Origin of the sequence: Pantoea sp. MQR6, assembly GCF_022761075.1 — a bacterium.
Taxonomy (GTDB): domain Bacteria; phylum Pseudomonadota; class Gammaproteobacteria; order Enterobacterales; family Enterobacteriaceae; genus Pantoea; species Pantoea phytostimulans.
In genome coordinates this window covers 125,826-147,503 of sequence record NZ_JAKYXB010000005.1, presented here as the reverse complement: position 1 = coordinate 147,503, position 21,678 = coordinate 125,826, and the positions used below count along the sequence as shown (strand labels likewise).

At 50.0% G+C, this 21,678-nt stretch carries 23 protein-coding genes; 13 read left to right on the top strand and 10 right to left on the bottom strand.

Going from position 1 to position 21,678, the window contains the following annotated elements:
- Nucleotides 1-63: 63 nt before the first annotated feature.
- Together MUG06_RS18195 and MUG06_RS18190 are read left to right on the top strand one after the other, a co-directional pair.
- Nucleotides 64-810 carry a glucose 1-dehydrogenase gene (locus tag MUG06_RS18195; protein WP_243079551.1) on the top strand — a complete coding sequence of 249 codons (747 nt, stop codon included), beginning with the start codon at nt 64-66 and terminating at the stop codon, nt 808-810.
- Nucleotides 811-909: 99 nt separating this feature from the next.
- A complete protein-coding gene (locus MUG06_RS18190) occupies nt 910-2,367 on the top strand; it encodes an MFS transporter (RefSeq protein WP_243079550.1) in 1,458 nt (485 codons plus the stop codon).
- A 93-nt stretch (nt 2,368-2,460) separates the two neighbouring features.
- On the opposite strand, the gene MUG06_RS18185 is transcribed toward MUG06_RS18190, so the two are convergent.
- A complete protein-coding gene (locus tag MUG06_RS18185; RefSeq protein ID WP_243079549.1) occupies nt 2,461-3,294 on the bottom strand; it encodes an oxidoreductase in 834 nt (277 codons plus the stop codon).
- 104 nt (nt 3,295-3,398) lie between these two features.
- Between MUG06_RS18185 and MUG06_RS18180 the strand changes: the two genes are divergently transcribed.
- From MUG06_RS18180 to MUG06_RS18170, 3 genes are all read left to right on the top strand, one after another.
- Entirely contained in the window at nt 3,399-4,319 is a 921-nt protein-coding gene (locus MUG06_RS18180) for an AraC family transcriptional regulator (RefSeq protein ID WP_243079548.1), read from the top strand.
- A gap of 333 nt (nt 4,320-4,652) precedes the next feature.
- A complete protein-coding gene (locus MUG06_RS18175) occupies nt 4,653-5,357 on the top strand; it encodes a TetR/AcrR family transcriptional regulator (RefSeq protein WP_243079547.1) in 705 nt (234 codons plus the stop codon).
- Between the two features lie 92 nt (nt 5,358-5,449).
- A complete protein-coding gene (locus MUG06_RS18170; RefSeq protein WP_332626127.1) occupies nt 5,450-6,145 on the top strand; it encodes an aspartate/glutamate racemase family protein in 696 nt (231 codons plus the stop codon).
- A gap of 157 nt (nt 6,146-6,302) precedes the next feature.
- On the opposite strand, the gene MUG06_RS18165 is transcribed toward MUG06_RS18170, so the two are convergent.
- The 4 genes from MUG06_RS18165 to MUG06_RS18150 all read right to left on the bottom strand — a co-directional run bounded on the left by MUG06_RS18165 (nt 6,303) and on the right by MUG06_RS18150 (nt 8,907).
- Nucleotides 6,303-6,578 (bottom strand): hypothetical protein, encoded by a 276-nt coding sequence (locus tag MUG06_RS18165; RefSeq protein WP_243079546.1) that lies wholly within the window; start codon nt 6,576-6,578, stop codon nt 6,303-6,305.
- Nucleotides 6,579-6,652: 74 nt separating this feature from the next.
- Nucleotides 6,653-7,192 carry a cytochrome b/b6 domain-containing protein gene (locus tag MUG06_RS18160; RefSeq protein WP_243079545.1) on the bottom strand — a complete coding sequence of 180 codons (540 nt, stop codon included), beginning with the start codon at nt 7,190-7,192 and terminating at the stop codon, nt 6,653-6,655.
- Complete coding sequence (locus tag MUG06_RS18155; protein ID WP_243079544.1) at nt 7,189-8,244, bottom strand: catalase family peroxidase; 1,056 nt, start codon at nt 8,242-8,244, stop codon at nt 7,189-7,191. Before MUG06_RS18155 ends, MUG06_RS18160 begins: the two co-directional genes overlap by 4 nt.
- 78 nt (nt 8,245-8,322) lie before the next feature.
- The gene (locus MUG06_RS18150) at nt 8,323-8,907 is read right to left on the bottom strand and encodes a DUF308 domain-containing protein (RefSeq protein ID WP_243079543.1); all 585 of its coding nucleotides are present in this window, start codon (nt 8,905-8,907) and stop codon (nt 8,323-8,325) included.
- A 136-nt stretch (nt 8,908-9,043) separates the two neighbouring features.
- Here MUG06_RS18150 and MUG06_RS18145 point away from each other — a divergent pair, with 136 nt between their 5' ends.
- Nucleotides 9,044-9,475 (top strand): hypothetical protein, encoded by a 432-nt coding sequence (locus MUG06_RS18145; RefSeq protein ID WP_243079542.1) that lies wholly within the window; start codon nt 9,044-9,046, stop codon nt 9,473-9,475.
- A gap of 335 nt (nt 9,476-9,810) precedes the next feature.
- On the opposite strand, the gene MUG06_RS18140 is transcribed toward MUG06_RS18145, so the two are convergent.
- Complete coding sequence (locus MUG06_RS18140) at nt 9,811-11,334, bottom strand: DUF1214 domain-containing protein (protein WP_243079541.1); 1,524 nt, start codon at nt 11,332-11,334, stop codon at nt 9,811-9,813.
- A 679-nt stretch (nt 11,335-12,013) separates the two neighbouring features.
- On the opposite strand from MUG06_RS18140, the gene MUG06_RS18135 reads away from it, so the two are divergent.
- The 4 genes from MUG06_RS18135 (at nt 12,014) to MUG06_RS18120 (ending at nt 15,235) form a co-directional block, all read left to right on the top strand.
- The gene (locus tag MUG06_RS18135; RefSeq protein WP_243079540.1) at nt 12,014-12,892 is read left to right on the top strand and encodes an AraC family transcriptional regulator; all 879 of its coding nucleotides are present in this window, start codon (nt 12,014-12,016) and stop codon (nt 12,890-12,892) included.
- Between the two features lie 81 nt (nt 12,893-12,973).
- Nucleotides 12,974-13,624: a LysE family translocator gene (locus tag MUG06_RS18130; RefSeq protein WP_243079677.1), complete on the top strand. Its 651-nt coding sequence runs from the start codon at nt 12,974-12,976 to the stop codon at nt 13,622-13,624.
- Between the two features lie 232 nt (nt 13,625-13,856).
- The gene (locus tag MUG06_RS18125; RefSeq protein ID WP_243079539.1) at nt 13,857-14,597 is read left to right on the top strand and encodes a metallophosphoesterase family protein; all 741 of its coding nucleotides are present in this window, start codon (nt 13,857-13,859) and stop codon (nt 14,595-14,597) included.
- A 182-nt stretch (nt 14,598-14,779) separates the two neighbouring features.
- Complete coding sequence (locus MUG06_RS18120) at nt 14,780-15,235, top strand: GNAT family N-acetyltransferase (protein WP_243079676.1); 456 nt, start codon at nt 14,780-14,782, stop codon at nt 15,233-15,235.
- 142 nt (nt 15,236-15,377) lie between these two features.
- On the opposite strand, the gene MUG06_RS18115 is transcribed toward MUG06_RS18120, so the two are convergent.
- Nucleotides 15,378-15,860, bottom strand: coding sequence for a glutathione peroxidase (locus tag MUG06_RS18115; RefSeq protein ID WP_243079538.1), 483 nt, complete (start codon nt 15,858-15,860; stop codon nt 15,378-15,380).
- Between the two features lie 577 nt (nt 15,861-16,437).
- On the opposite strand from MUG06_RS18115, the gene MUG06_RS18110 reads away from it, so the two are divergent.
- Nucleotides 16,438-17,502: a mechanosensitive ion channel domain-containing protein gene (locus MUG06_RS18110; protein WP_215844751.1), complete on the top strand. Its 1,065-nt coding sequence runs from the start codon at nt 16,438-16,440 to the stop codon at nt 17,500-17,502.
- A 126-nt stretch (nt 17,503-17,628) separates the two neighbouring features.
- Here the strand turns inward: MUG06_RS18110 and MUG06_RS18105 are convergent, their stop codons facing one another.
- Nucleotides 17,629-18,417 carry a sulfite exporter TauE/SafE family protein gene (locus tag MUG06_RS18105; protein ID WP_243079537.1) on the bottom strand — a complete coding sequence of 263 codons (789 nt, stop codon included), beginning with the start codon at nt 18,415-18,417 and terminating at the stop codon, nt 17,629-17,631.
- A gap of 108 nt (nt 18,418-18,525) precedes the next feature.
- Here MUG06_RS18105 and MUG06_RS18100 point away from each other — a divergent pair, with 108 nt between their 5' ends.
- Nucleotides 18,526-19,293, top strand: a complete 768-nt coding sequence (locus MUG06_RS18100; RefSeq protein WP_243079536.1) for a helix-turn-helix transcriptional regulator — start codon at nt 18,526-18,528, stop codon at nt 19,291-19,293.
- Nucleotides 19,294-19,683: 390 nt separating this feature from the next.
- Here the strand turns inward: MUG06_RS18100 and MUG06_RS18095 are convergent, their stop codons facing one another.
- The gene (locus MUG06_RS18095) at nt 19,684-20,148 is read right to left on the bottom strand and encodes a nuclear transport factor 2 family protein (protein WP_243079535.1); all 465 of its coding nucleotides are present in this window, start codon (nt 20,146-20,148) and stop codon (nt 19,684-19,686) included.
- Nucleotides 20,149-20,176: 28 nt separating this feature from the next.
- Between MUG06_RS18095 and MUG06_RS18090 the strand changes: the two genes are divergently transcribed.
- Nucleotides 20,177-20,647 (top strand): helix-turn-helix domain-containing protein, encoded by a 471-nt coding sequence (locus tag MUG06_RS18090; RefSeq protein ID WP_208294490.1) that lies wholly within the window; start codon nt 20,177-20,179, stop codon nt 20,645-20,647.
- Between the two features lie 28 nt (nt 20,648-20,675).
- Here MUG06_RS18090 and MUG06_RS18085 read toward each other — a convergent pair whose 3' ends face one another.
- Nucleotides 20,676-21,566: an AraC family transcriptional regulator gene (locus tag MUG06_RS18085; RefSeq protein WP_243079534.1), complete on the bottom strand. Its 891-nt coding sequence runs from the start codon at nt 21,564-21,566 to the stop codon at nt 20,676-20,678.
- Between the last annotated feature and the right edge of the window lie 112 nt (nt 21,567-21,678).

The following is a 21,678-nucleotide window of genomic DNA, read 5'->3' as shown; positions in this document are numbered from 1 at the left end:
TTGGTATCACCATAGCCTCCACCACCATACCGCGCCAGGCGGTCCTATCAGGAAGCTGAAAATATGAACAAATTGAAAGGTAAAGTTGCCATCGTAACGGGCGGCTCTAAAGGTATCGGAGCAGGCATTGCCCGCCAGCTGGCGGCTGATGGTGCGAAGGTCATCGTTAATTATGCCACAGGCAGAAGCGGTGCCGATAAGGTCGTTGCCGATATTGAAGCCGCCGGTGGGCAGGCCTTAGCGGTAGCGGCGGATGTCACCAACCAGGCAGAGGTTGAGGCGTTGATCAACGCGGCCATCGGCAATTTCGGGCGGCTGGACATTGTGGTGAACAACGCCGGTATTTACCAGTTCGCCAAAATTGAAGAGAGCACCGAAGCGCTCTACCGCAGGCAATTCGACATCAATGTTCTGGGACCGCTGTTAGTGAGCGCTGCCGCCACGCCGCACCTGGGTAAAGGCAGCAGTATTATTAATATCAGTTCGTTCGTCACCCGCGTCTTTATTGCCGAGAGCGCCATCTACAGCGGCGCCAAAGGCGCGATTGACGCCATCACCGGCGTACTGTCACGAGAACTCGGCCCCCGGGGAATTCGTGTCAACGCCGTCAACCCCGGCCTGATCGAAACGGAAGGAAGCCACAGCGCTGGCGCGATGAACTCGGACTTCCAGACGTGGAATGAAGAGCAGACGCCGCTCGGCCGCATCGGCCAGGTGAAGGATGTTGCCCCGATCGTCTCATTTCTCGCATCAGACGAGGCGGGGTGGGTCACAGGTGAGGTAATTCTGGCCTCCGGCGGCATGCGCTAACCCCCAGCGCACACGCCCCGTCCTGACAGGTTAACTGCACATTTTGCCATCGCAAAACGTCCCTTACCGGGGATTGTACCGTTTCATAAGGAGTGCTTTATGTCGGCACATAGCATCCCGCAAGCCGAGCCACGTCGCTGGGCAATGTTTGTCATTTTACTGGTTGGGGCATTTTTGCCGCCGCTCGATTTTTTTATCGTCAACGTGGCGCTGCCTGCCATTCAGAACGAGCTGGGGGCCTCATCTTCCGCTGACCAGCTGGTCATTTCATCCTATGCTGCCGTGTATGCGGTAACATTAATTACCGGCGGCCGCCTGGGCGATATTTATGGTCGTGGAAAGATGTTTTTTCTTGGGCTTATCGGGTTTGCCGCTGCATCGTTGCTGTGCGGGTTAGCTTGGTCACCTTGGGTACTGATTACCGGACGCATGTTACAGGGTGCCACCGCCGCCATTATGGCCCCTCAGGCGCTGGCTTCCGTGCAGGCCATTTTTCCCGAAGCGGAGAGACCGTTAGCGCTGAGTATCTATGGTGCAGTGTTTGGTCTGGCCTCCGTGATCGGACAGGTACTGGGCGGCATCCTGATTTCAGCGGACCTGTTTCACTTGGGATGGCGGGCTATTTTTCTCGTTAACCTGCCTGTGGCGCTGCTGGTCATTCTTTTTGGCCTGCCATTGCTGAAAGAAACGCGGGTGCAATCTGCACAGCGACTGGACCCCGTCGGCATGCTGCTAGCAACAGCCACGCTGTGCACGCTGATAGTGCCGTTGATTGAAGGCCGTGAGGCGGGATGGCCCTGGTGGACGTGGCTGTTGTTTCTTACTGTCCCACTGCTGGTCTCGTTGTTATGGCGTTATGAGCGTCGCCTGAGCCAGAAGGGAGGTTCGCCACTGCTTAATCCGAACGTGTTACGCGCGCCAGGGCTGGGCCAGGGACTTGTGATTATTTTACTGTTTTATTCGATCGGCGCGTTCTTTCTTCTGTTTTCTGTTTATCTGCAAGGTGCGTTGCATTTTAACGCCCTGAGCGCGGGCACGCTTTTTCTGCCCTTTGGCATCGGCTTTCTGATTGGTCCGTTACTGACACCTTACCTGAGGCGCTTTGTCGGAAATTACCTTAGCGCAATCGGGATGGGATGCGAAACCGTAGGGCTGGCGGGCCTGGCATGGTTGATCGCCACGACGCTGACGGGCAGACCTCCCGCCATGCTGCCGCTCGCAGTTCTCCTTTTTGTTACTGGTCTTGGACAGGGGCTGGCGATGCCAACCCTGGTGCGGATGGTGACAGGCCGGGTTGCGCCACAGTTTTCAGGTATGATTGCTGGCGTAACCAGCTCGGTATTACAAATTAGCACTGCGCTGAGCGTCGCCGTCATCGGCGGTATTTTTTACAGCATGTTGGGCAACGGTGACAGCGGAGCAGTCATTACACATGCCTTTATCGTCGCGCTTCTGGTGATGGCAGTCTGCCTGGCTACTGGGGCAGGGCTAAGTATCCGGTTAATCCGGCGCTCCTTCGATCGCTCTACAGTCCCAGCCAGCTTTTCCCTCAAGTAACACAACAAATCTCAGTTGGCTGCGAACTCCCGCGTGATTCGGCAGCCAGCTGAGAACCCGTTATTTTTCGCTTCAGCTCTGCTTACGTGCCGCTTAGTCATCCGTTGAACGAGTGAGTTTTTCCCACTGTTCTATTTCATTATTTAATGCAGTCAGCTTTTGCCGCACTAAGCTCAGTGCATCACTGCCTAACAACAAATGCACGGGGGGACTCTGGCTTTCAATCAATGCCAGCATGGCATGGGCGGCTTTAACGGGATTACCGAGTTGCTTACCGCTTTTTTCCTCACGAGCCCGGCGAATGGGGTCGAATAAAACGTCATAGTCCGGGATACTGCGAGCACTGCGTACCATTGAGCGCCCGGCCCAGTCCGTGCGAAACGAGCCGGGTGCTACTGCGGTCACGTGTATGTTGAACGGGGCAAGCTCTTTGCTTAACGTGTCTGATATCCCTTCCAGTGCAAATTTGCTGCCGCAGTAATAGCTGATGCCTGGCAAGGTAATGAAACTGCCCATCGAAGTGATATTGATAATGTGTCCGCGACGGTGCTGGCGCATGCCCGGTAGCACGGCTTTGATCATCGCCACCGCGCCAAACACGTTCACGTCAAACTGGCGGCGCATCTCTTCGAGGGCCGATTCTTCAAGAATGCCTTCATGGCCATAACCAGCGTTGTTCACCAGCACATCAACCGGACCGACGGTTGACTCAATCTCCTCAACTACCTCATCAATATGCTCAAAGTCCGTGACATCAAGCAGTCGGCCAAAAGCCCGCTGCGCATTGAGCGCCTCGAAAGCCTGCTGTGCTTCGCGGTTGCGTACGGTTCCGACGACCCGATGGCCTGCGGCTAGGGCTTCCTGTGCAAGCGCACGACCCATGCCGCTGCTGACGCCAGTGATTAAAATCGTTTTTGCAGATGTCATAAAAGAACTCCCATGAACAGTGAAGGTTGCATGGTATTCTCTGTTCTGCCGCATTTTTAGGCCTTATCTTCTCTTTTCCTTGCCTGATTTTATGAGGTGTTGTGATGACCGTAATGATTGCCCTGATGAAGGCACTTGCGGTGCAGGAGGGGTACAACCTTACTGCCTTGCCTGATGTGCGAATTTTGCGTTCCGATCGCCCGCTTGCCAGAACGCCTGTGCTTTACGATCCGGGGATCGTGATTGTCTGCCAGGGCAGCAAGCGCGGCTATTTTGGTCAGCAAACTTATTTATATGATGAGCAGCACTATCTGGCGGTTTCGGTACCGGTGCCGTTTGTGATGGAAACCGACGCGTCGGCAGAACATCCGTTGCTGGCGATTTATATGCATCTGGATCTTCAGCTGGCCGCTGAACTGATGTTGCAAATTGAACAGCATGACGCCTCGCATCCTCCCGCTGCTCCACAAAGCATGATGTCGAGCCCGATGGACGACGCAGTAAAAACGGCCGTGCTGCGCTTGCTTGAAGTTCTGATCAATCCGCTTGAGGCGGCGATCCTTGGCCCTGCGCGGGTACGTGAGCTCTATTTCCGCGTATTGACGGGCGCACAGGGCAACGCAATGCGTGCCGCGCTGGCCTTGCAGGGGCAGTTCGGCAAGATAGGCAAAGTGCTTCAGCGCATCCATGCCACCTATGCTGAGCCGTTAACGCTGACGCAACTGGCGATGGACGCAGGAATGAGTGTGCCGACGTTTCACAGCCATTTCAAAGCGATAACTAGAATGCCGCCGATGCAGTATGTGAAATCGGTACGCCTGCACCAGGCGCGGATGTTGATGGTGCGCCAGCAGATCACTGCCGCCGCCGCGAGTTATGCCGTTGGCTATGAAAGCCCATCGCAATTTAATCGCGAGTTCAAACGCCTATTTGGTCTGCCGCCGGCTGAGGAGATAAAACGCATGCAGCGTAACTTCGCCGTTCCGCCTGTGCAGCAAGCGTCGGTATTTGTTTCATCGCATTGAGGTTTATTCGGCATAGCTGAATAGGCCGTGAGGTATGTAATGTCCGCTTCTGGCACAAAGCCGCTTGCCGTGGCCCCCATGTTCGCTATCAGCGAAAAGCGGATATCTGCGAGTAAGCTGTTGCATATTCTCGTAGCCCAACGCACATGCACGCTGCGCAACTGAAAGAAACGCGAAGTTATATACGCAGGTTCAAGAGGCTGGCTCACTATTCTGTCGTACGGAATCGGAAAGAATCTTATCTTCTGACCCGGTTACCGTTTCGGAAGCCACAAGAAGGTAGAGAGCATAGAGCTATAGACAGACTTTTAAGGCTGTAAAGGCGTGAACCACATGAAAAGCGCTGCCTTGACAAACTGGCTACCTACAGATAGGTTGGATGATGCAATATTTACACTCGATACAAGGGCTATCCTTTTCTTTCGTATCGGTAATCCGAGACTATTTATGACTGAACTTTCACAGAAAGCTAACGAAATTGTTGCCCATACTCGTCGCTTGCTGACCACCGGCGGCTATAAGAGCTTCAGCTATGCTGATATTGCCGAAGTCGTGCAGATTCGTAAGGCCAGCATTCACCATCACTTTCCCGGTAAGGCGGATCTCGTGCGCACTGTGGTGGCGCAGTATTGTGAAGAAGCGCGTGCGGGTATGTCAGCTCTTGATCGTCAGCTCAACGACCCACTGGCTGAGCTTAAAGCATATATTGGCTACTGGTCCCAGTGTATCAAGGACGGTTCTTCCTCATTCTGTATATGCGTGATGCTTGCTGTGGAGTTACCTACCTTACCAGCCGAAGTGGCTGCTGAAGTCTCCCGTCACTTCCACGACCTTTCCAACTGGTTAACCTCGCTGCTCGAAAAGGGGCAAAGCGAAGGCACATTTAAGCTACAAGAAACGCCAGCCGTAGAGGCGAAAGCCCTGATGGCCACGGTACATGGTGCCATGCTGGCGGCTCGAGCTTTTGATAATGCCGATATGTTTCAACAAATTATAGAGCCTGTTTTTAATCGTCTTATTGCTGAAAATTCGCCATAACGGTAAATGGAGATGCAGCATTTTATGTCTCCTCCTTTTTAATTACTTCAGCTGTTTATCCTCGAAATATTCCTCTATAACTGAGTGGAAATATGATGCAAACGATTGGAATCCTGGGGGGCATGTCTGCGGCCTCAACGCAAATTTATTACCGAAAAATGTGTGAGTTGGTTCGTCAGCGCCTGGGTGGCTTGCATTCTCCTGAACTGCTGATTCGTTCGCTAAATTTTGCAATCATCGAAGATTTACAGATCAGAGGCCAATGGGACGAAGCCGGTTCACTTTTGAACACCGAGGCAAAGGCGCTGGAACGCGGAGGCGCTGATTTTATCGTTCTGGCAACAAATACAATGCATAAACTGGCTGAGCAGATGATGGACGGTATCAGCATCCCGCTGCTGCACATTGCGGATGCAACGGCCGCCCGGGTTATCAAAGAAGGTCTGCAAGCGCCAGGTCTGATGGCGACCGCTTTTACAATGGAGCAGTCCTTTTATCTTGATCGTCTCAGGGCGGCTTCACTTCAGCCTGTTGTTCCCGATACTGCCGATCGGGCAGAAGTGCATCGCATCATCTATGAGGAGCTGTGCAAGGATATAATAGTCCCAGCCAGTCGCTCTGTTTATGAAGACATAGCGCAGCGTTTAGCTGAAAAGGGTGCAGATTGCGTGATTCTTGGATGTACGGAAGTGGGTATGTTACTTAACCAGGATAACGTCTCCGTGCCCGTTTTTGATACCACGCTGATTCATTGCGAAGCAGCGGTTGAGATGGCGTTACGTCCCTGATTGCACCCATCATGATTCTCTTAATGCGTTATCCCGGTCTTGCCAGCTCATGATTGAGCTTGGGGAGTATGAAGTTTTGGCCATCATACCGGCAAAGCTTATAAATAATGCATTCGCAAAGCTCGCAGAAACTCTATTCTTGCGAGCTTTGACCTCATTAAGGTTTATCCTGAATACAGCGAGATTCCTCAACCAGCATCCTGACAATTTTATCCACCAGGAATGGTGCAGCATGGTTAAATTCTCTGTCTGTTAAGAGCTTTTCAGCAATTATCAGCGCGAAATGGCGAACCGCTTGCTTTTCACCAGCGATTACAGACTGAGAAGGCTCTTCAACCGCCTGCGATTTTGGGGCGCCGGATTCATTCGGCATACAGGCCGTACATGCATAGATTTCTAATAATTTCCTGTCAGGAAAACGGATAACCGTCATTGCCTTTCTCCATCAATGGGATTGCGTTCACGGTGGCAACCTTTTTCAGCAAGGTTGCGCCATAAACCGGACAGTCAGGGTTTACGCATGCCGGTCATACTGCGGAACACGCCATCTCGCAGTACAAAAGCATGGAGCAGCGCAGCTGCCAGATGCAGCATTACCGTAGCGAATAGCGCGATCGCAAACCAGGTATGCAGGGGGCGCAGTAGCGCATACCAGTCATTATTCACGGGCACAACAGGCGGCAGGACAATTCCGGCACCGAGAGTAACAGGATAACCCGCCGCTGAAAGCATCGCCCAGCCAATAAGAGGCTGGGCCAGCATCATCAAATAAAGTATCCAGTGTGAAAGATGCGCCACGCCACGCTGCCATGCGGGTAATGACGCTGGCAAAGCGGGCGTTACGGTTGCAAAACGCAGCCACAAGCGAACCACGACTAAAACCAATATCATCACGCCGAGCGGCTTATGTATCGCCACCAGTAAACTATGCAGGGATGATACGCTGGCAACCATGGCTACGCCGATAAACAGCATTGTTAAAATCGCTGCGGCCATAAGCCAGTGCAGGAAGCGTATAGCTGGATGAAAATATTCGACATGCTTCATAATTTCGCTCCTGCTTGTTGAGCTTGTTCCCGAGTGCGCAAATTGTACGACCTGGCATAGGCCGACGAACGCGCATTCAATATCGGATCGTCAGAGACGGCTATACCATCGGGCAAAATCAAAGGATCAAAATTGATGTCATTGCAGGGGCCTTGCTGCTGAGGAGTGGCTTGGTTTATCACCAGCGTGCCGGCATTAATCGTTTGACGATCGGCTGGCCATGCTTTAGTGGCATCATTACTTTTATCGCCAGCCTGAGCCAGTGTGATGACTAAATCCCACCTGAGCGCGCCCTGACCAAGGCGCTGTATAAGGTCTTTCTGCAAAAAATCGCTGTCATGTTTATTGGCATCGCTGACAGGGTCTGCCTTAATGGCCGGAACCATACTCCAGCGGACCAGATGTGAGTTGCCCGATTTATCAATCAAGCGGAAGGCATTGAGACTGTTAAAGCGATCGATGGCCCAGCTGGTGGACGGCGTATACTGCTTAGCCCATGCAAAAAAAGGTTTTACTTCCGGATGATTCGTTATGAAAGCGTTGAGTTTATTCGGGTTTACTTTTCCGGTACTGGTATCAGGCAGTGTAGCCGTCTGAAGCTGATAAAACGCTTCAACCGAAGAGACAGGAAAGAAGGGCATGGCATTCATACCCGTGCGCCATTGTTCACCATTGGCTTGTTGAAAAAGCAGAGCCATGCTGCGTACCGGCACCGCGTAATCGGGTGCAAGGGGATTACCACCCGCAATGGCGAAACGTCCCGTTAGGGCTGTTTCTCCTCGGGAAAACAGTGACGCGCGCGATAAAACGCTGGCATTACCATTAGAGATAAAACGGCCAAGCACGCAAATGCCTTTAGCATGATTCCGACGATAGGTCGGATGCACGCCAGATGACTTTTCTAATACATTTACAAGCTTGTCTGAGGTAAGACGTTCAGGTGCCAGCCAGCCGCCAGTCCAGAGGAATAATAACGTTACTGTTACCGGAATAACACCAGCTAGCGCAATACGCAGCAATATTCTTCCGGTGAAAATTGATTGCATTTTCATATTTCACTTAGCGTTTACAGAATGGATTCAATGTAATTTATCGAAATTAAAATCTGAATCGATAAAACCACTCTTTGATTAAGAAAAGCTAACCGGTTTATTTTTTCTGATGATCGCCGTGAGTGATACGGCTGAAACAAGAAAATAGAAAGCGCCAAAGGCCGCATAACCAGCAATGTTAATAATGGAAGGTGGAACAGGCATTTGAGCCTGAAAAATAAAAAATGTCCCAGCCAGGGCGGACTGCGCACCACTAAGAGCCATACTCCACTGAGCGTTATTATTTTTCCAGCGTTGAATCGCCGCCCCAAGCTGCAATAGTCCTGATAAAATTGCCCATCCGCCAAAGACAGCAATGACTGCATTCATGCTTTTTGTGATTGTTAATATCACTGCCAGCGTAGTGATTATGCTGACAATAATATTGATGGTCTGCATGCGATTTTTTCCGAAGCCACCGCTCTTAGTTGAATCAATATAATTGGCTAACGCATCCCAGGCAGGATAGATAACCAGTAAAATAGCGGCTAAACCAAATGAGTGCTGACCAACAGTAAAAGCGGCTGCAACCCACATTAATGAAAATCCGGTACGTAAATAATAATATTTTTTTAGCCAGTAATGAGAGGGCATATTTTGCATCGGCTTAATATTCAGCGACATTTTATTCTCCAGCATGTACGTATGCTTTAATTATTAACACAGAATTAACCAGAAATGCCATCCTACTAGTAGGATGGCATTTCTGTCAACGCGGTTATCTTTTTTCCAGAGGCTTTGCCACAAAAGGATAAAAAGCATGCTTTTTATGCTGTTTGGTGCCGGCTATCTGACTGGTCCGTTGCTGGCGCGTTATCTGAGGTGCTTTGTAGGAAATTACCTGAATGCACTTAAAAGTCTGATCCGTTATCCGCATATATTTCGCCGCTCGCTTGAAAGCCAGAACCGGCTATGTATGGGCAGCTTTATGGCTGCTGAGTATGATGATCTGCCGGAGCCGGTGAAAAAAGAGATACAGAAATTCGCTGACGTGAATGTGGTGTGGTTGAATACGCAGCTTCAGGAAGCAGGTATCGCCAGTGCTGAAGACGGCGAAAAACGCGCGCGTGCTATTTTTTCCGCTATTGCCGGCGCACAGCTAATGGCCAGAAGCCGGAACGATATTCACCTCTTTGACGAAATTATTGAAGGATATGCACAATCGGGCTTGCTGCCTTCCGTTACGAAATGAATATGATAATGCGGGGATGAGGAGTTTAAACCAGGCATCTGGCCGATGGGCAGTTCCTTAACCGGCAGAACCGGTAAGCTCCGCCAGAAGCGGAGTTTCGGGCCTAACGGCTGGGGGCTGATGGCAACGGCAAGTACCAGCCCTGAATCTGGCCGCGCCAGTTAGTCTTATAGACTTAATTAAGGTCGAAAAAAGGGAAAGCGAGCGATCTGCTGAAGGTAGCGGAAGAGGGGCTATGTAACCGTTAAGTCTGGAAAAGTCCGCTAAGAGCGAAAAGCGGACATATTGTCTTACGCTGTCAAAATGTTATCTGACAACGTATTAATGTCTGATAGTCAGTGATTTACTCGTTCAAAATCGGGCAATTTAAAGGTTTTATTGTTTAATTCGTCAGTTGGCCCGTAGCAACGCATTGCGGGCAAAGGTCGTTTTCCACTGGTGGGGATCCAGTTATTTTCCAGTCCTTGCGGAGCTTTAGGCCCAATGTAGAGCGTGACGCTGCCATCTGAATTTTTCGACATCTTATCCATATCATACGAAGAGAGAGTCGTACGGTTCGAATCGGAATAGATGAAAGACATCGTGTCACGGTTATAAACCGATAAGGCCCAGAACTGTTTTACCGGCATCTTTGCAGGCACGGTAATCTTGTATAGCTGACCCGCCTCAAGCAGGTTGCCGTCGCTGTCAGCCATCGCCATGAGATACTGTGTTGCAGGCGAATTACCCAGCTCTTTAGGCATGTAAGTACACCAGAAGTATTCTGCCGCGCGGTTGATGAGGTCAATGCGGTTGTCATAGACAAACGTGAATTTTTTATTCTCGTCAGCCTGAAGCAGTGATGCGTAATGTCTGTCGGGCCAGTACAGCTTTTCTTGAGGAAAATTATCAAACCAGTATTGCAGATAGAACCAGGCGTCTATCGCTGCCTGACGCATGGCTTTCCTGGTTTTTTCATCGGGTTTAAAAGGCTTGCCATGTTCGATCCCCAGAGACATCAGCATGCCCATCATCACTTTATCCTGTTCCTGCACCGGCTCTACGCTCATAACCGCATGCAGGTCTTCAAAATGACGCTCATCGTAGAACGGTAACGTAGGGTATCGGTCATTGATTGGATCGACGAAACGTTGCTGCGGAGGTGAACCTGCCTCTGACAGGTAATACATGCGAAGCCGCTTTGAGTAGTGATAGGCGTCCTCAGCGGTTTTACCTTTTGCCGGTACGGAACGGAATGCAAGGGCAATGCGGTAATTTGGCGAAGGGACATGAATATAACCTTCAGGAACAGGTTTTTCATAGCCTGGTGGCGTCAGTAGAATTTTGCCGCCTTGTCCTTTATCAAGCCCTGCGGGGCCGATATCCGCAATGGTGAACTGCCATGCATCAACAATCTGACCATATAAACTTCCGTCGGCAGTCGTTGCCGGAACGTCGAGCACAACCGGGCCTTTCTGAAGATCGGTAAAAGCAGAAATGTATGGCGTGGTGCTGTTGGCCGTGATGGCTTCCAGCTTTGGCGTTGCCGGAGCGGAGTAGGCAATAATATCGTTATCTTTCAGTCCCAGGTCGGTAAACGCCGCCCGGCGGAAACTGTAGATGGCGATAGCTGGCATATTCCAGAGAACAGCCTCAAAAGCACGCTGATATTTAATCTGGTAGTCAAAATCGCTCACCGAACACTGAGAACCCGCAGGTGGCAACCCACTCAGCGTTTCCCCTTTATCACCCGCGCCCTGCTTTAAGTTAATCGGGATTGGCCGCATTTCAGCCAGTGCCGAAGGAGACTGCCTGAGAACCGCTAATCCAACCGCAGAGCCGACGGCCAACTTATAAAAATCTCTACGCGTAATAGCCATCTTATTCCCTTTATTTACAGTGAGGAGAAGAAAAGTTTTTATGTATGTTAGCTGTAAAAATGGAAGTTAGCTGACCTGTCCCTGTTGATTAACTTACTGTGTTAACTATGTCCGCTTCTGGCACAAAGCGGACATTGAGTAGGGCAAGGTCCGCTATGAGTGAAAAGCGGACATCAATCTTTAAGCATGTCCTCAAAGGCCAGGCTCCACGATAAAACCTCAGCCGATGCTCGCAAGCCATGGACCCAAAAAGGATCATCGGAAAATATGGATAAGGCCTCTTCTTCATGCTCAGCCTTTCACGACCCATAGCGCTCCGACAGGTTGATCGTTATGCTTTTCACGTAATGAACCGGCAGCAAGAACCACACCTCGTTTTTGCTTTTACCAGTCTAAATGAGGATTGAGATAGTGTTTTCTGACATTGTATTCACTTTGGTGATCGGTGAACCTTATTGGGAAAAGCATTTCTTCCCCTTTTCCAGCATTCTAGTTGGCGATTTCTTGAAGTTAATAAGCATCAGAGCCTAATTCCATAGAATGATAAAACCCGCGGCAACACATCTGTGCAAACTAAGTGCAGGCTGCAGAGTTCTCTCTCTTTAAATTAATGACATCATGGATGATTTCACGCCATGCTGGCATGACCCGGTCCACTGGCATCAGGAAGGAAACAGCCATGATCATCAGACCCATGCACACCGCTAAGGATTCGAGCCTCAGCAGTAACGATAACGTCAGCACAGACAGCCGGACAGAATTCTGGCGCGATCCGGCCGTTAACTATGTAGAAAGTCGCCGCGCCTGTAACAGCCGCGCGTGTTATAAGCCACACAGTCATCCGACTTTTTCTATAGGCGCGGTTGATGCAGGCGGTAGTACTTTCACTGGCGCGACATCTGGCCCATGCTCGTTGCGGCCCGGAATGATGGTTTTCATTCCGGGTGGCTGTGTTCATGCCTGTAATCCTCTGCCTGACCAGAGCTGGAGCTATCAGATGCTGCACTTGGATGCCGGCTGGTTAAGTGCTTTAGTTGCAGAAATGAGCAATTTGTCGGGTGGGTTCATCAGTGAAAGTGAAATTCGACTGGTTGATAAAGACGTTGTCTATCGTCGCTTCTGTGAACTGAATAACGTCCTGTTTTCAACCGCCAGTAATGAAGATAAAAATGCTGCGCTGATAGAGTTTATTGGCGATTGTGACTGCGGCGAAAATATGGTTGAAACATTCCCGGCCGTGTCGCCCTGTGCCAGCCTGGCAGTAAGAAGCGTTATAGATGCACTGCAACAGACCGAGCGGCAGCCATGGGGGTTAACAGAGTTGGCAAACCTCTCAGGGCTGAGTCGTTATCAGCTGATCAGGGCGGTTCGCGTTGCGACCGGAATGACGCCGCACTCTTATCAACTGAATGTTCGCATTAATCAGGCGCGCAGCTGGCTTCAGTCAGGCCATGAAATAACCGATATTGCCTACCGACTGGGTTTTGCCGATCAAAGCCACTTCCAGCGTGTATTTAAGGCTCATACTGGTGTAACGCCGGGCTGCTATCGGGCTTGAGCAAAATGCAATTTTATTCAATACAATGCTGTTCCAGTTTTGCATCCTGTTAAAAATTTTTTTTAAGAGGATCATACTGTGATGCAACAATTTTTTTTCGTGGCAGCGGCACATTTTCTGGCGCTGCTGTCGCCCGGTCCGGATTTTTTCCTGGTTGCACGTACCTCAATAAGAGCCGGTTGGCGGCGTGCAGCAAATGTATGTCTGGGAATAGCGATCGCGAACGGCGTATTTATTCTCGCCGCTTTCAGCGGCATAACGCTTTTCCGACCGGACAGCATCAGCTTTATTGCTATTCAGCTCGCAGGCTGTGCCTATTTACTGTACATCGGTCAACTTTTTATCCGCTTTGCTGGCAGGAATTCCCTTGCTGAACACAATGTCGAAGCAGATGCCCTTAAGACAGAATCTGCGGACGTAATGAGTCCTTACCGTGAGTCAGGCATGGGCTTTTTGTCTGGTATTCTCAACCCTAAAAACGCACTGTTTTACGTCAGCCTGGCCACGCTGCTCGGCGGGACCCATACGGCGATGAGTCTGAAAGTCGCCTATGGTGTGTGGATGTTTAGTATCGTGCTGCTGTGGGATTTGCTGGTGGCAATATTCATTGGCAATCGCTTGTTCCTGCGGTACTTTTCGCAAATGTTGCCCTGGCTGGAACGTATCTCTGGTGTCATCCTGATTGGCCTGGCCTTGAGCGTTATCGCGGTCAATGTTATCAAACTTTCCTGATAGTCCTCATGCCTTTAACTTCTGCTTTGGATTAAATGCAGGCATGCGTATATCCCTCTGGAAAACATCCCCATGGCACAATTTTGAGTGGCTATGAGCTAAAAGCTGACCAAAATATAGGAGCCTGTTAATCAAACAGGATGGGCCAGCGGAAGCCCATCTTAACCCCTTGATGCAAGGGTAAAAAGCAATTAGAGAAAACCAGGTATCTGATTAAGAAAACAGGAGTTTGATGATGAAAATGGCAGCGATTTCGGACATTCATGGAAATATTTTCGCGCTAAATGCCGTGCTGCAGGATATCGAAACCCGGGGAGTAGATTTTGTTGTCAATCTTGGCGATGTTTTTTCTGGTGGTCTTTGCCCGGCAGAAACGGCCGAGAGGCTTTTACCGCTGAATTTCCCCACGATAAAAGGTAATCACGAACGGCAGTTGCTTGAAACGCAACCTGAAAGAATGGGGCTGTCCGACAGCCATGCGTGCAGGCATCTCAGACCGGAACACTGGGACTGGCTGCGAAATATGCCTGCTGAGCTAACCCTTCATGACGAGATCCTAATGGTTCATGGGGTTCCGGGTGATGACAGTATTTATCTTCTTGAAGAGGTGACGGAATCAGGCGTCAAAGTCTCTTCTCACGCAAGGGTGAATGAGTATGTGGAACATCAGACCGCTTCTCTTATCCTCTGTGGTCACACTCATATCCCCCGAAGCCTTGAACTGAGCTCAGGATGCCTTATCGTGAATCCCGGCAGTGTTGGTTTTCAGGCCTATGAAGATGATCAGCCCTATTATCATAAAATGGAAAGCGGTTCACCGCATGCCCGCTATGCGATTCTGGAAAAGTGCAACGATAAATGGTCCGTAGCGTTTCATAAGGTAGCCTATAACTGGGAAAAAGCCGCCGAGGTTGCATTGGCTAACAATCGCCCTGACTGGGTTAACGCGCTCACAGCAGGAAGAATGGAATAGGGTGTAGTGGTAAGAAACCTGCCTCCATAAAAATCCCGGTCGGCTTTGTGCGAAAAGCGGACGTAGTGACATCGGTGATGGCGGTATGTTGCAGTCTGGCTATTCACTATCATCCATTGAAGGATGATGCATTCACCATCAGCATTTTCTATCCTGCGGATACTTATACGAAAGGTAACGGCATGATCACAGTAGAAATATCAGATCCACGTTCTCCAGATTCTCATTATTTAACAGAAAAACTGTCAGCAGAGCTTGCCACCATTACCGGTGATAGTGGCAAAAGCAACTTCACATCAGACTCAATGAATGGGGACAGATCACTGTGGGCACTGGCAAGAAACATAAAGGGCGATGCGATAGGATGTGGCGCTATCCGACCGCTAACAGGGAATATAGCGGAACTTAAAAGGATGTTTTCAGACCGGAGCTCTCCAGGTATTGGTAATGCTTTACTTACTTTCCTCGAAACTTCCGCGAAGAGCATGGGATATACCGAACTCTGGCTTGAAACCCGGCTTGTTAACCACAGGGCAGTACATTTTTATAAGAAAAATGGCTACGTGCGCATTGAGAATTACGGACCATACATAGGCCGGGAAGAGGCTGTATGTTTCTCTAAGCCATTACAAGACTGACATAAAGCTTACTCAACCTGAGCCCCTGTTAGTGCAGCGTGCGCATGTCAGCTATGAGCGAGAAACGGACGATAACCTCTTACGGTTGTAATTAGTTTTCCGGAAGCTCCCTCAAAGGAAATAGTGTGATTTACAGGAAGTATTAGATTTCAAGTGCAGCAAGGATCGCGGCTTCCATTTTTTCAGGGGTGGAGATCGGTGCGAAACGCTTGAGCGGTTTGCCATCGCGTCCGATCAGGAACTTAGTGAAGTTCCACTTGATCCGCCCACCCAGCACGCCGGGCAATTCGTCTTTCAGATAACGAAACACCGGATGCGTTAAGGCACCGTTGACCTCCACTTTCTCGAACATCGGGAAGCTCACACCATAGTTAATGTGGCAGGTCTGCGCGATTTCGTCAGCACCGCCGGGTTCCTGCTTACCGAACTGGTTGCAGGGAAAACCTAGCACCACCAGACCCTGGGCGGCGTACTTCTTGTAAAGCGATTCAAGGCCTGCGTATTGTGGCGTAAATCCACAATGGCTGGCGGTATTAACGACGAGAACCAGCTTGCCAGCATAGTCGGCCATAGGGATGAGCTGGCCACGCAAACTGGTGGCAGTAAGTTGATAAAAGGTGGTCACGTAGGAATCCTCAAAGCAGAATCAGTTCAACATTGAAATTGCCACGTAGCCCGGAGCTGCAAGGGCACACGGCGTGGTTTGTGGCGAGGCTTAGGTCGGCAACCCGCTCCTTCAAGCGAACTCTCCTGCTCCAGCTCTGCCTGCTTCACGGCAAAGACAATCTGCGCTTCGGTAAATCGTGACTTTTTCATCGGCACAACCACCGCTCAGAAAAGTGAATATCATGCCGAAATTCTGTTTCTGAATGGAGCAGTATTTCGGGGCAGGGCCAACCTGACACTGATATCCGCTTCTGGCACTTCTCGGCTAGTCTGTCCGTTTTGTGCCAAAAGCTGACTTTAACACGTTGAAAAAGCAAAAACGGTGAACAGAACCCATACTGAACTCATCGTACGCAGGAAGCGTTAACCAGGAATTACCCCATGTTTTTCATGTCCTGAGGAGGCCAGTTTATTATATTTTTCATATACTCATGCGCGTGAATTAGCTAATCCGCAGATAACCAGGAAGAGAATGGTTACTGTTTTTTTGACTTGTCTGACAACGTAAAGTTGTTGGCTGAATATAAGGGAAAATAATGCCATCGTTATTTGGTGAGTTATCTGGCACTCCATCATGGGTGCCTGCTGTATTGCTCGTCACTCTCTCACTCGCACTCGGTTTTCTGGCGCGATTTATCCTTCTCAGATTCATCCGCTACTGGCAGAGTCGTGATAAGAAGCTATTCAAATCACTTGAAAAGCACCTTCGTGGATCAATGTTTCTTTTCATTCCCTTATTGTTAATAAGCGTAGGGGTCAATTATGTAAACATTCAACCTGACTCACTTAATTTTATTACAACAACCACTCATGTATTTATTATATTATCCTTCTGCTCCGTTTTGATTCGATTGACTAATGTTGCGCAGGATATGCTTTTTATACGTTATGACATTAATCTTTCGAATAATCTTCGCGCCCGTAAAATTCGCACTCAGATAATCTATGTTAAAAAAGTCGCTATCGTCGTACTCGTGACATTCTGTGTTTCTCTGATTTTACTCAGTTTTCCTGGTGTTCGAAAATTCGGCACTACAATTCTGGCGGGTGCCGGGGTTGCCGGAATAATCATTGGTTTTGCCTTACAGAAATCCCTTGTTAACTTGTTTGCCGGAATTCAGATAGCCTTTACGCAGCCGATAAAAATTGATGATGCTGTGGTCGTTGAAAAAGAATGGGGCTGGATTGAAGAGATAAACCTGACCTATGTTGTGGTGCGTCTCTGGGACCTGCGCCGACTGGTGTTACCCATCACATACTTTACAGAAAATGCGTTCCAAAACTGGACACGTAATAACGCACAAATTTTAGGTTCTGTTTTTCTTTACGTTGATTATTCCATGCCGTTAGATCCTCTCCGAGCGCATTTTGAAAAAGTTCTCAGTGAAACAAAGCTCTGGGATCAACAAACTCAGGTGCTCCAGGTTACTGATACGAGTGAAAAAACCATGACTATCAGATTATTGATGACCGCTCAGAATTCCCCCATCGCCTGGGATTTACGCTGTCACGTTCGGGAAAAAATGATTGAGTTTATTCAGCAAAATTATCCCCAGAGTCTTCCTCACGTGAGGGCTACCCTGACCGATTCCGGTATTTGACAGTTCGAGAGTTGAGTAATTAAGCGCTCTCGTTTTTATAGGGTGGAACGTACAGCGTCTATAAGCATGCGGCACAAGCATCAGGACCGCTGTACCTCCGCTCTTCCCTCATAGTGCACGTTATGCTTACAACAGCATAGCTAGCAGCACGACGCACAACAGCAGCACATAGATTCGCGCATGCCAGACATCGGGGACGGCTGGGATCACCCGGCGGGTAAACAGAATGCCCATCCAACCCGTCAGCACCAGTAAGCCCATAATTTTCAGGCTGATGAAACCCAGGAAGCCCTCTGCCGGGATTTTTTGCCAGCCGCTCACCGTATAAGTTACGGTGCCGCACAGCGCCACTGGCAGCGAAAGGGGATTGGCCGCGCTGGTGCAGTCTCGCATCGCATAGCCGTGTCGCCGCAGCAGCGGCACCGTCATAACGCTGCCGCCGACACCCAGCAATGCGGCAATGACACCAATCACTATCCCGCCGCCAGTCACTGTCGCAAACGATAAACGGCGCGGCGCACTGCCGCTGAAGAAACCTTTGCGCAGCAGGCAGTCGCCAATCGTCAACAGCATATAAAGGATAAACAGTACGCGAACCCATTCTTCGCTCAACAACCCTGCCAGCCACGAGCCAACCACTGCGCCCGTGGCGATGAACCACAGCAGCGGCAGACATGCCTGCGCTGAGATACTGCCCGCACGCCAGTTTCGATAGCTGACCCAGCCTGCGTTGAATATCATGACCGCCGTCGAGGTGGCGACGGCGATATGTAATGCATTCCCTGTCATATCAGGCTGATGGCGCAGCAGCTGATAGACAAAAGGCACCACAACGAAGCCGCCGCCGAAGCCAAACAGCACCGTTGTGATACCAGTGGTGAACCCTGCCAGAGCAATAATAAGGATGTCGTTCAAAGGAATGTTCCGCTATGAAATTGAACCCGCAGCTTATCCCCCTTACGCGCCACTTCCCATTTGCGCAGCGCTCAACTACCCTTGCAAACCGGTCAGAAGGAGGCAAAAGTGCGCAACGTGAGCATTGACAATGTTGATAGTCTGGCGCGTGACGTGGTCGCGATCGGCAATGATTATGCGCAGGGTTTTTTACTGCCTCTCCATCGGCATCGCCGCGCGCAGTTGTTGTATGGCGCAACCGGTCAGATGCATGTATCCACCCGTGACGGGGAGTGGGTAGTGCCGCCACAGCATGCGGTGTGGATCCCGCCTGAAACTCTGCATGCGGTAAAGTTTGTCGGCGTGACGACGCGGAGCCTGTATATCGCGCCCGAATGCGCGGCGCGCCTGATCCACCGTAACCGCTGCGACGTTATCAGCGTCTCGCCACTGTTGCGTCAGTTACTGCTTGAGGCTGTCGATTTGCCTCCGCTCTATGAGAGCGACCACGAATGCGCGCTGATGAACCTGCTGCTACTGGAACTGGCAGCCATGCCAGCGCGCGAGTTCGATATTCCATTGCCGCGGCAGCCTGCGCTGCTGGCGCTGTGTCAGACATTTCTACTCGCGCCAACTGTCCACGATCCTGCTAAACGCTGGGCCAGGGCGATGTTTATGAGTGCCAGCACCTTTCGCCGCCATTTCCTGCAGCAGACCGGCATGTCATTTTCCGCCTGGCGCCAGCGGGCCTGCGTGGTCAGCGCGCTGGCAATGCTGATAACGGGCAAGCCGGTGAATGAAGTGGCATTGTCGCTTGGCTATGACAATGGTTCATCCTTTGCGACTATGTTTCGCCGCGTGACGGGCCAGCCTCCTTCGTTCTATCACCCGGCTTAAGACTGCAGGCACTGAGTAAAGCCTGCACTCAAAGCGCCTGTATTACTCCTGCTCTCTACAGCCGCGCCAGGCTCTGCCGATTCTCTGTATATGCGCATGATCGTTTTTGTATTGGCGGCAAGATGCGCCTTGCGCGGAGCAGCGTAGGGATGCGACCGTCCGCTTTGTGCCAGAAGCGGACATCAGAATGATTATATAGATATCAAAATCTATTGAAGTGGCCCTGATGGTGTCATTAACCTGGAATATGAAACATCCTTCTTTTCTTTTAACGATGGATGATTTAATGCTCCTTCATCCACCGTTGTTTTAAGATAAGGCACACACAATAAAGATTTCAGTACATTTGCATATCTCAGAAATTCTGGTTATCCAATGTTCCGGTAAACCTTACACTCCTGCCAGCACTGTCGGGTCACCCGTCCTCCAGACATTATCAACTGTGACCCGGCATATGAACCAGCCGTCTTGTTGCTTTAAAAGTTCAACGTCATAACGATTTTTCATCAGATAGTGGCGTGAGGGATCGGATTCAGGCAAGTGCTGTGCTTCCACAATCGCCTCCAAATATGCTTTATCTCCATCGATAGTTACACGTGGGTTCGTCACTGAATGAGTGGTGACAATCGGCTTAAGCGAATTCAGCAATGCATCAGCTATCGTTTCTTTACCCTCCAGGACAGGATATTCAAAACCCGCTTTAGCTCCCGCAGGGCGGAAGTCAGACACCGCATCTTCAGTAAAGGCCCCTTTAATTAACTCCGGGTCTTTGAGATCAATTCCTGCCGCATATCGGTAAAGCGAATCGATGATAGCAAGCTTGTTTGCAACATTTTCACTGAGTGATACTGACATAATTTGCTCCTTATGATTGGCGATTCAGATGGTATACTGTGGATACCTAGTGTCAATTAGGCACCTTTTTTCACCCAGGTATACGGAGGTAAACTGTATGTCAGCAAACAACAGGCAAGCGCACAGTCCGGAGTATTACCCCGGTCATTCATGCGAGGACAAGGCTTCAGGCCGGTTATTACTGGATCAAATAACTGACAAGTGGTCTGTCTCAATCCTTTTCGCTCTGTGCAGCAAGCCATTGCGGTTTAACGAGATAAAGCGGTGCATGGATGGCATTACCCAGAAGTCACTGACTCAATGCTTACGCCGTCTTGAACGAAACGGCATAATTGCCCGTCGCGTCATTCCATCGTCTCAGATTGCAGTTGAATACAGCATTACCCCTTTGGGACGCACTCTGGAAGCGCCGTTTCAGGCGCTATTTAACTGGACCATTGAATACAGTTCTGACGTGACACTTGCTCAGGCTGCGTTTGATGCCAGGACAACCGAATAAAATTCTGGCAGGCAATCTTCACATTGCGCTAATTGCGAGCATGGCTGAGGGAGATTTTTTTCAAATCAGCTGAGGGCGGTAATCCAAATTGTCTTGCGTATTCCCGACTAAACTGAGTGTGACTTTGATAGCCCACCGATAGCGCGACATTCATAATATTTTCGCCCGATGTGGCGAGCTTAAGCCGGGCATGCATCAGGCGAATTTGTTTCTGGTATTGCATGGGGCTTAAGGCAGTTATGGCGCGGAAGTGGCGGTGAAAAGCGGACACGCTAAGCGCTGCCATTTCAGCCAGATCCCCTACACGTATGGCTTGTGTGTAGTTTGTCTTAATCCAGTTGATCACCTTGTAAATCCTTGCAAGGTGGGTTTCAGGCGTTGCGATCTCCCTTAGCATCCATCCAAGGGGGCCCTGTAGTACACGAAAAAGAATTTCCCGTTCATACGCCGGAGCCAGAGCGGCAATTTCATCAGGCTTTCTGATAAGGGACAGCATTCTAATCCATGCATCCAGTAATTCCCGTGTGACTGGCGCTACTGAAAATCCTGAATGATAGAGATAAGCGTCACCATTGCCGGGAATCTTGTCCAGCAGATCGGCAATAATTTCAGGCTTGGGCGTCAGGCTGACAGCCAGATAAGGTGCATTTGTAACGTTATCAGGGAACACATTTCCTACTGCGGGTAAGTCTACTGACATGACAAAATAAGTAGCTGGATTGTAGTTTAATGTCCTTCCGCCGACAGTCATGCTTTTTGAACCTGTCAGGATCAGATTAATCATAGGCTCATAAACAGCAGAAAGTCTGTGCTCAGGAATTTCTCCCTGCACCATTGCTACCCGGGGAATTCCCGTCTCTGTCCGCTGATTTCCGGCTCCGGATGCCAGTTCTCGTAGTTCGCGTAATTTATTTTCCATCAGCGATTGATAACACGTCTCCGTTACCCACAACAACATAAAAGCAGAATCGGGCAACAATCAAAGAGGATCGCATAAGCCAGCGATAATCCCGGTGCGTAACCTGTGTAGC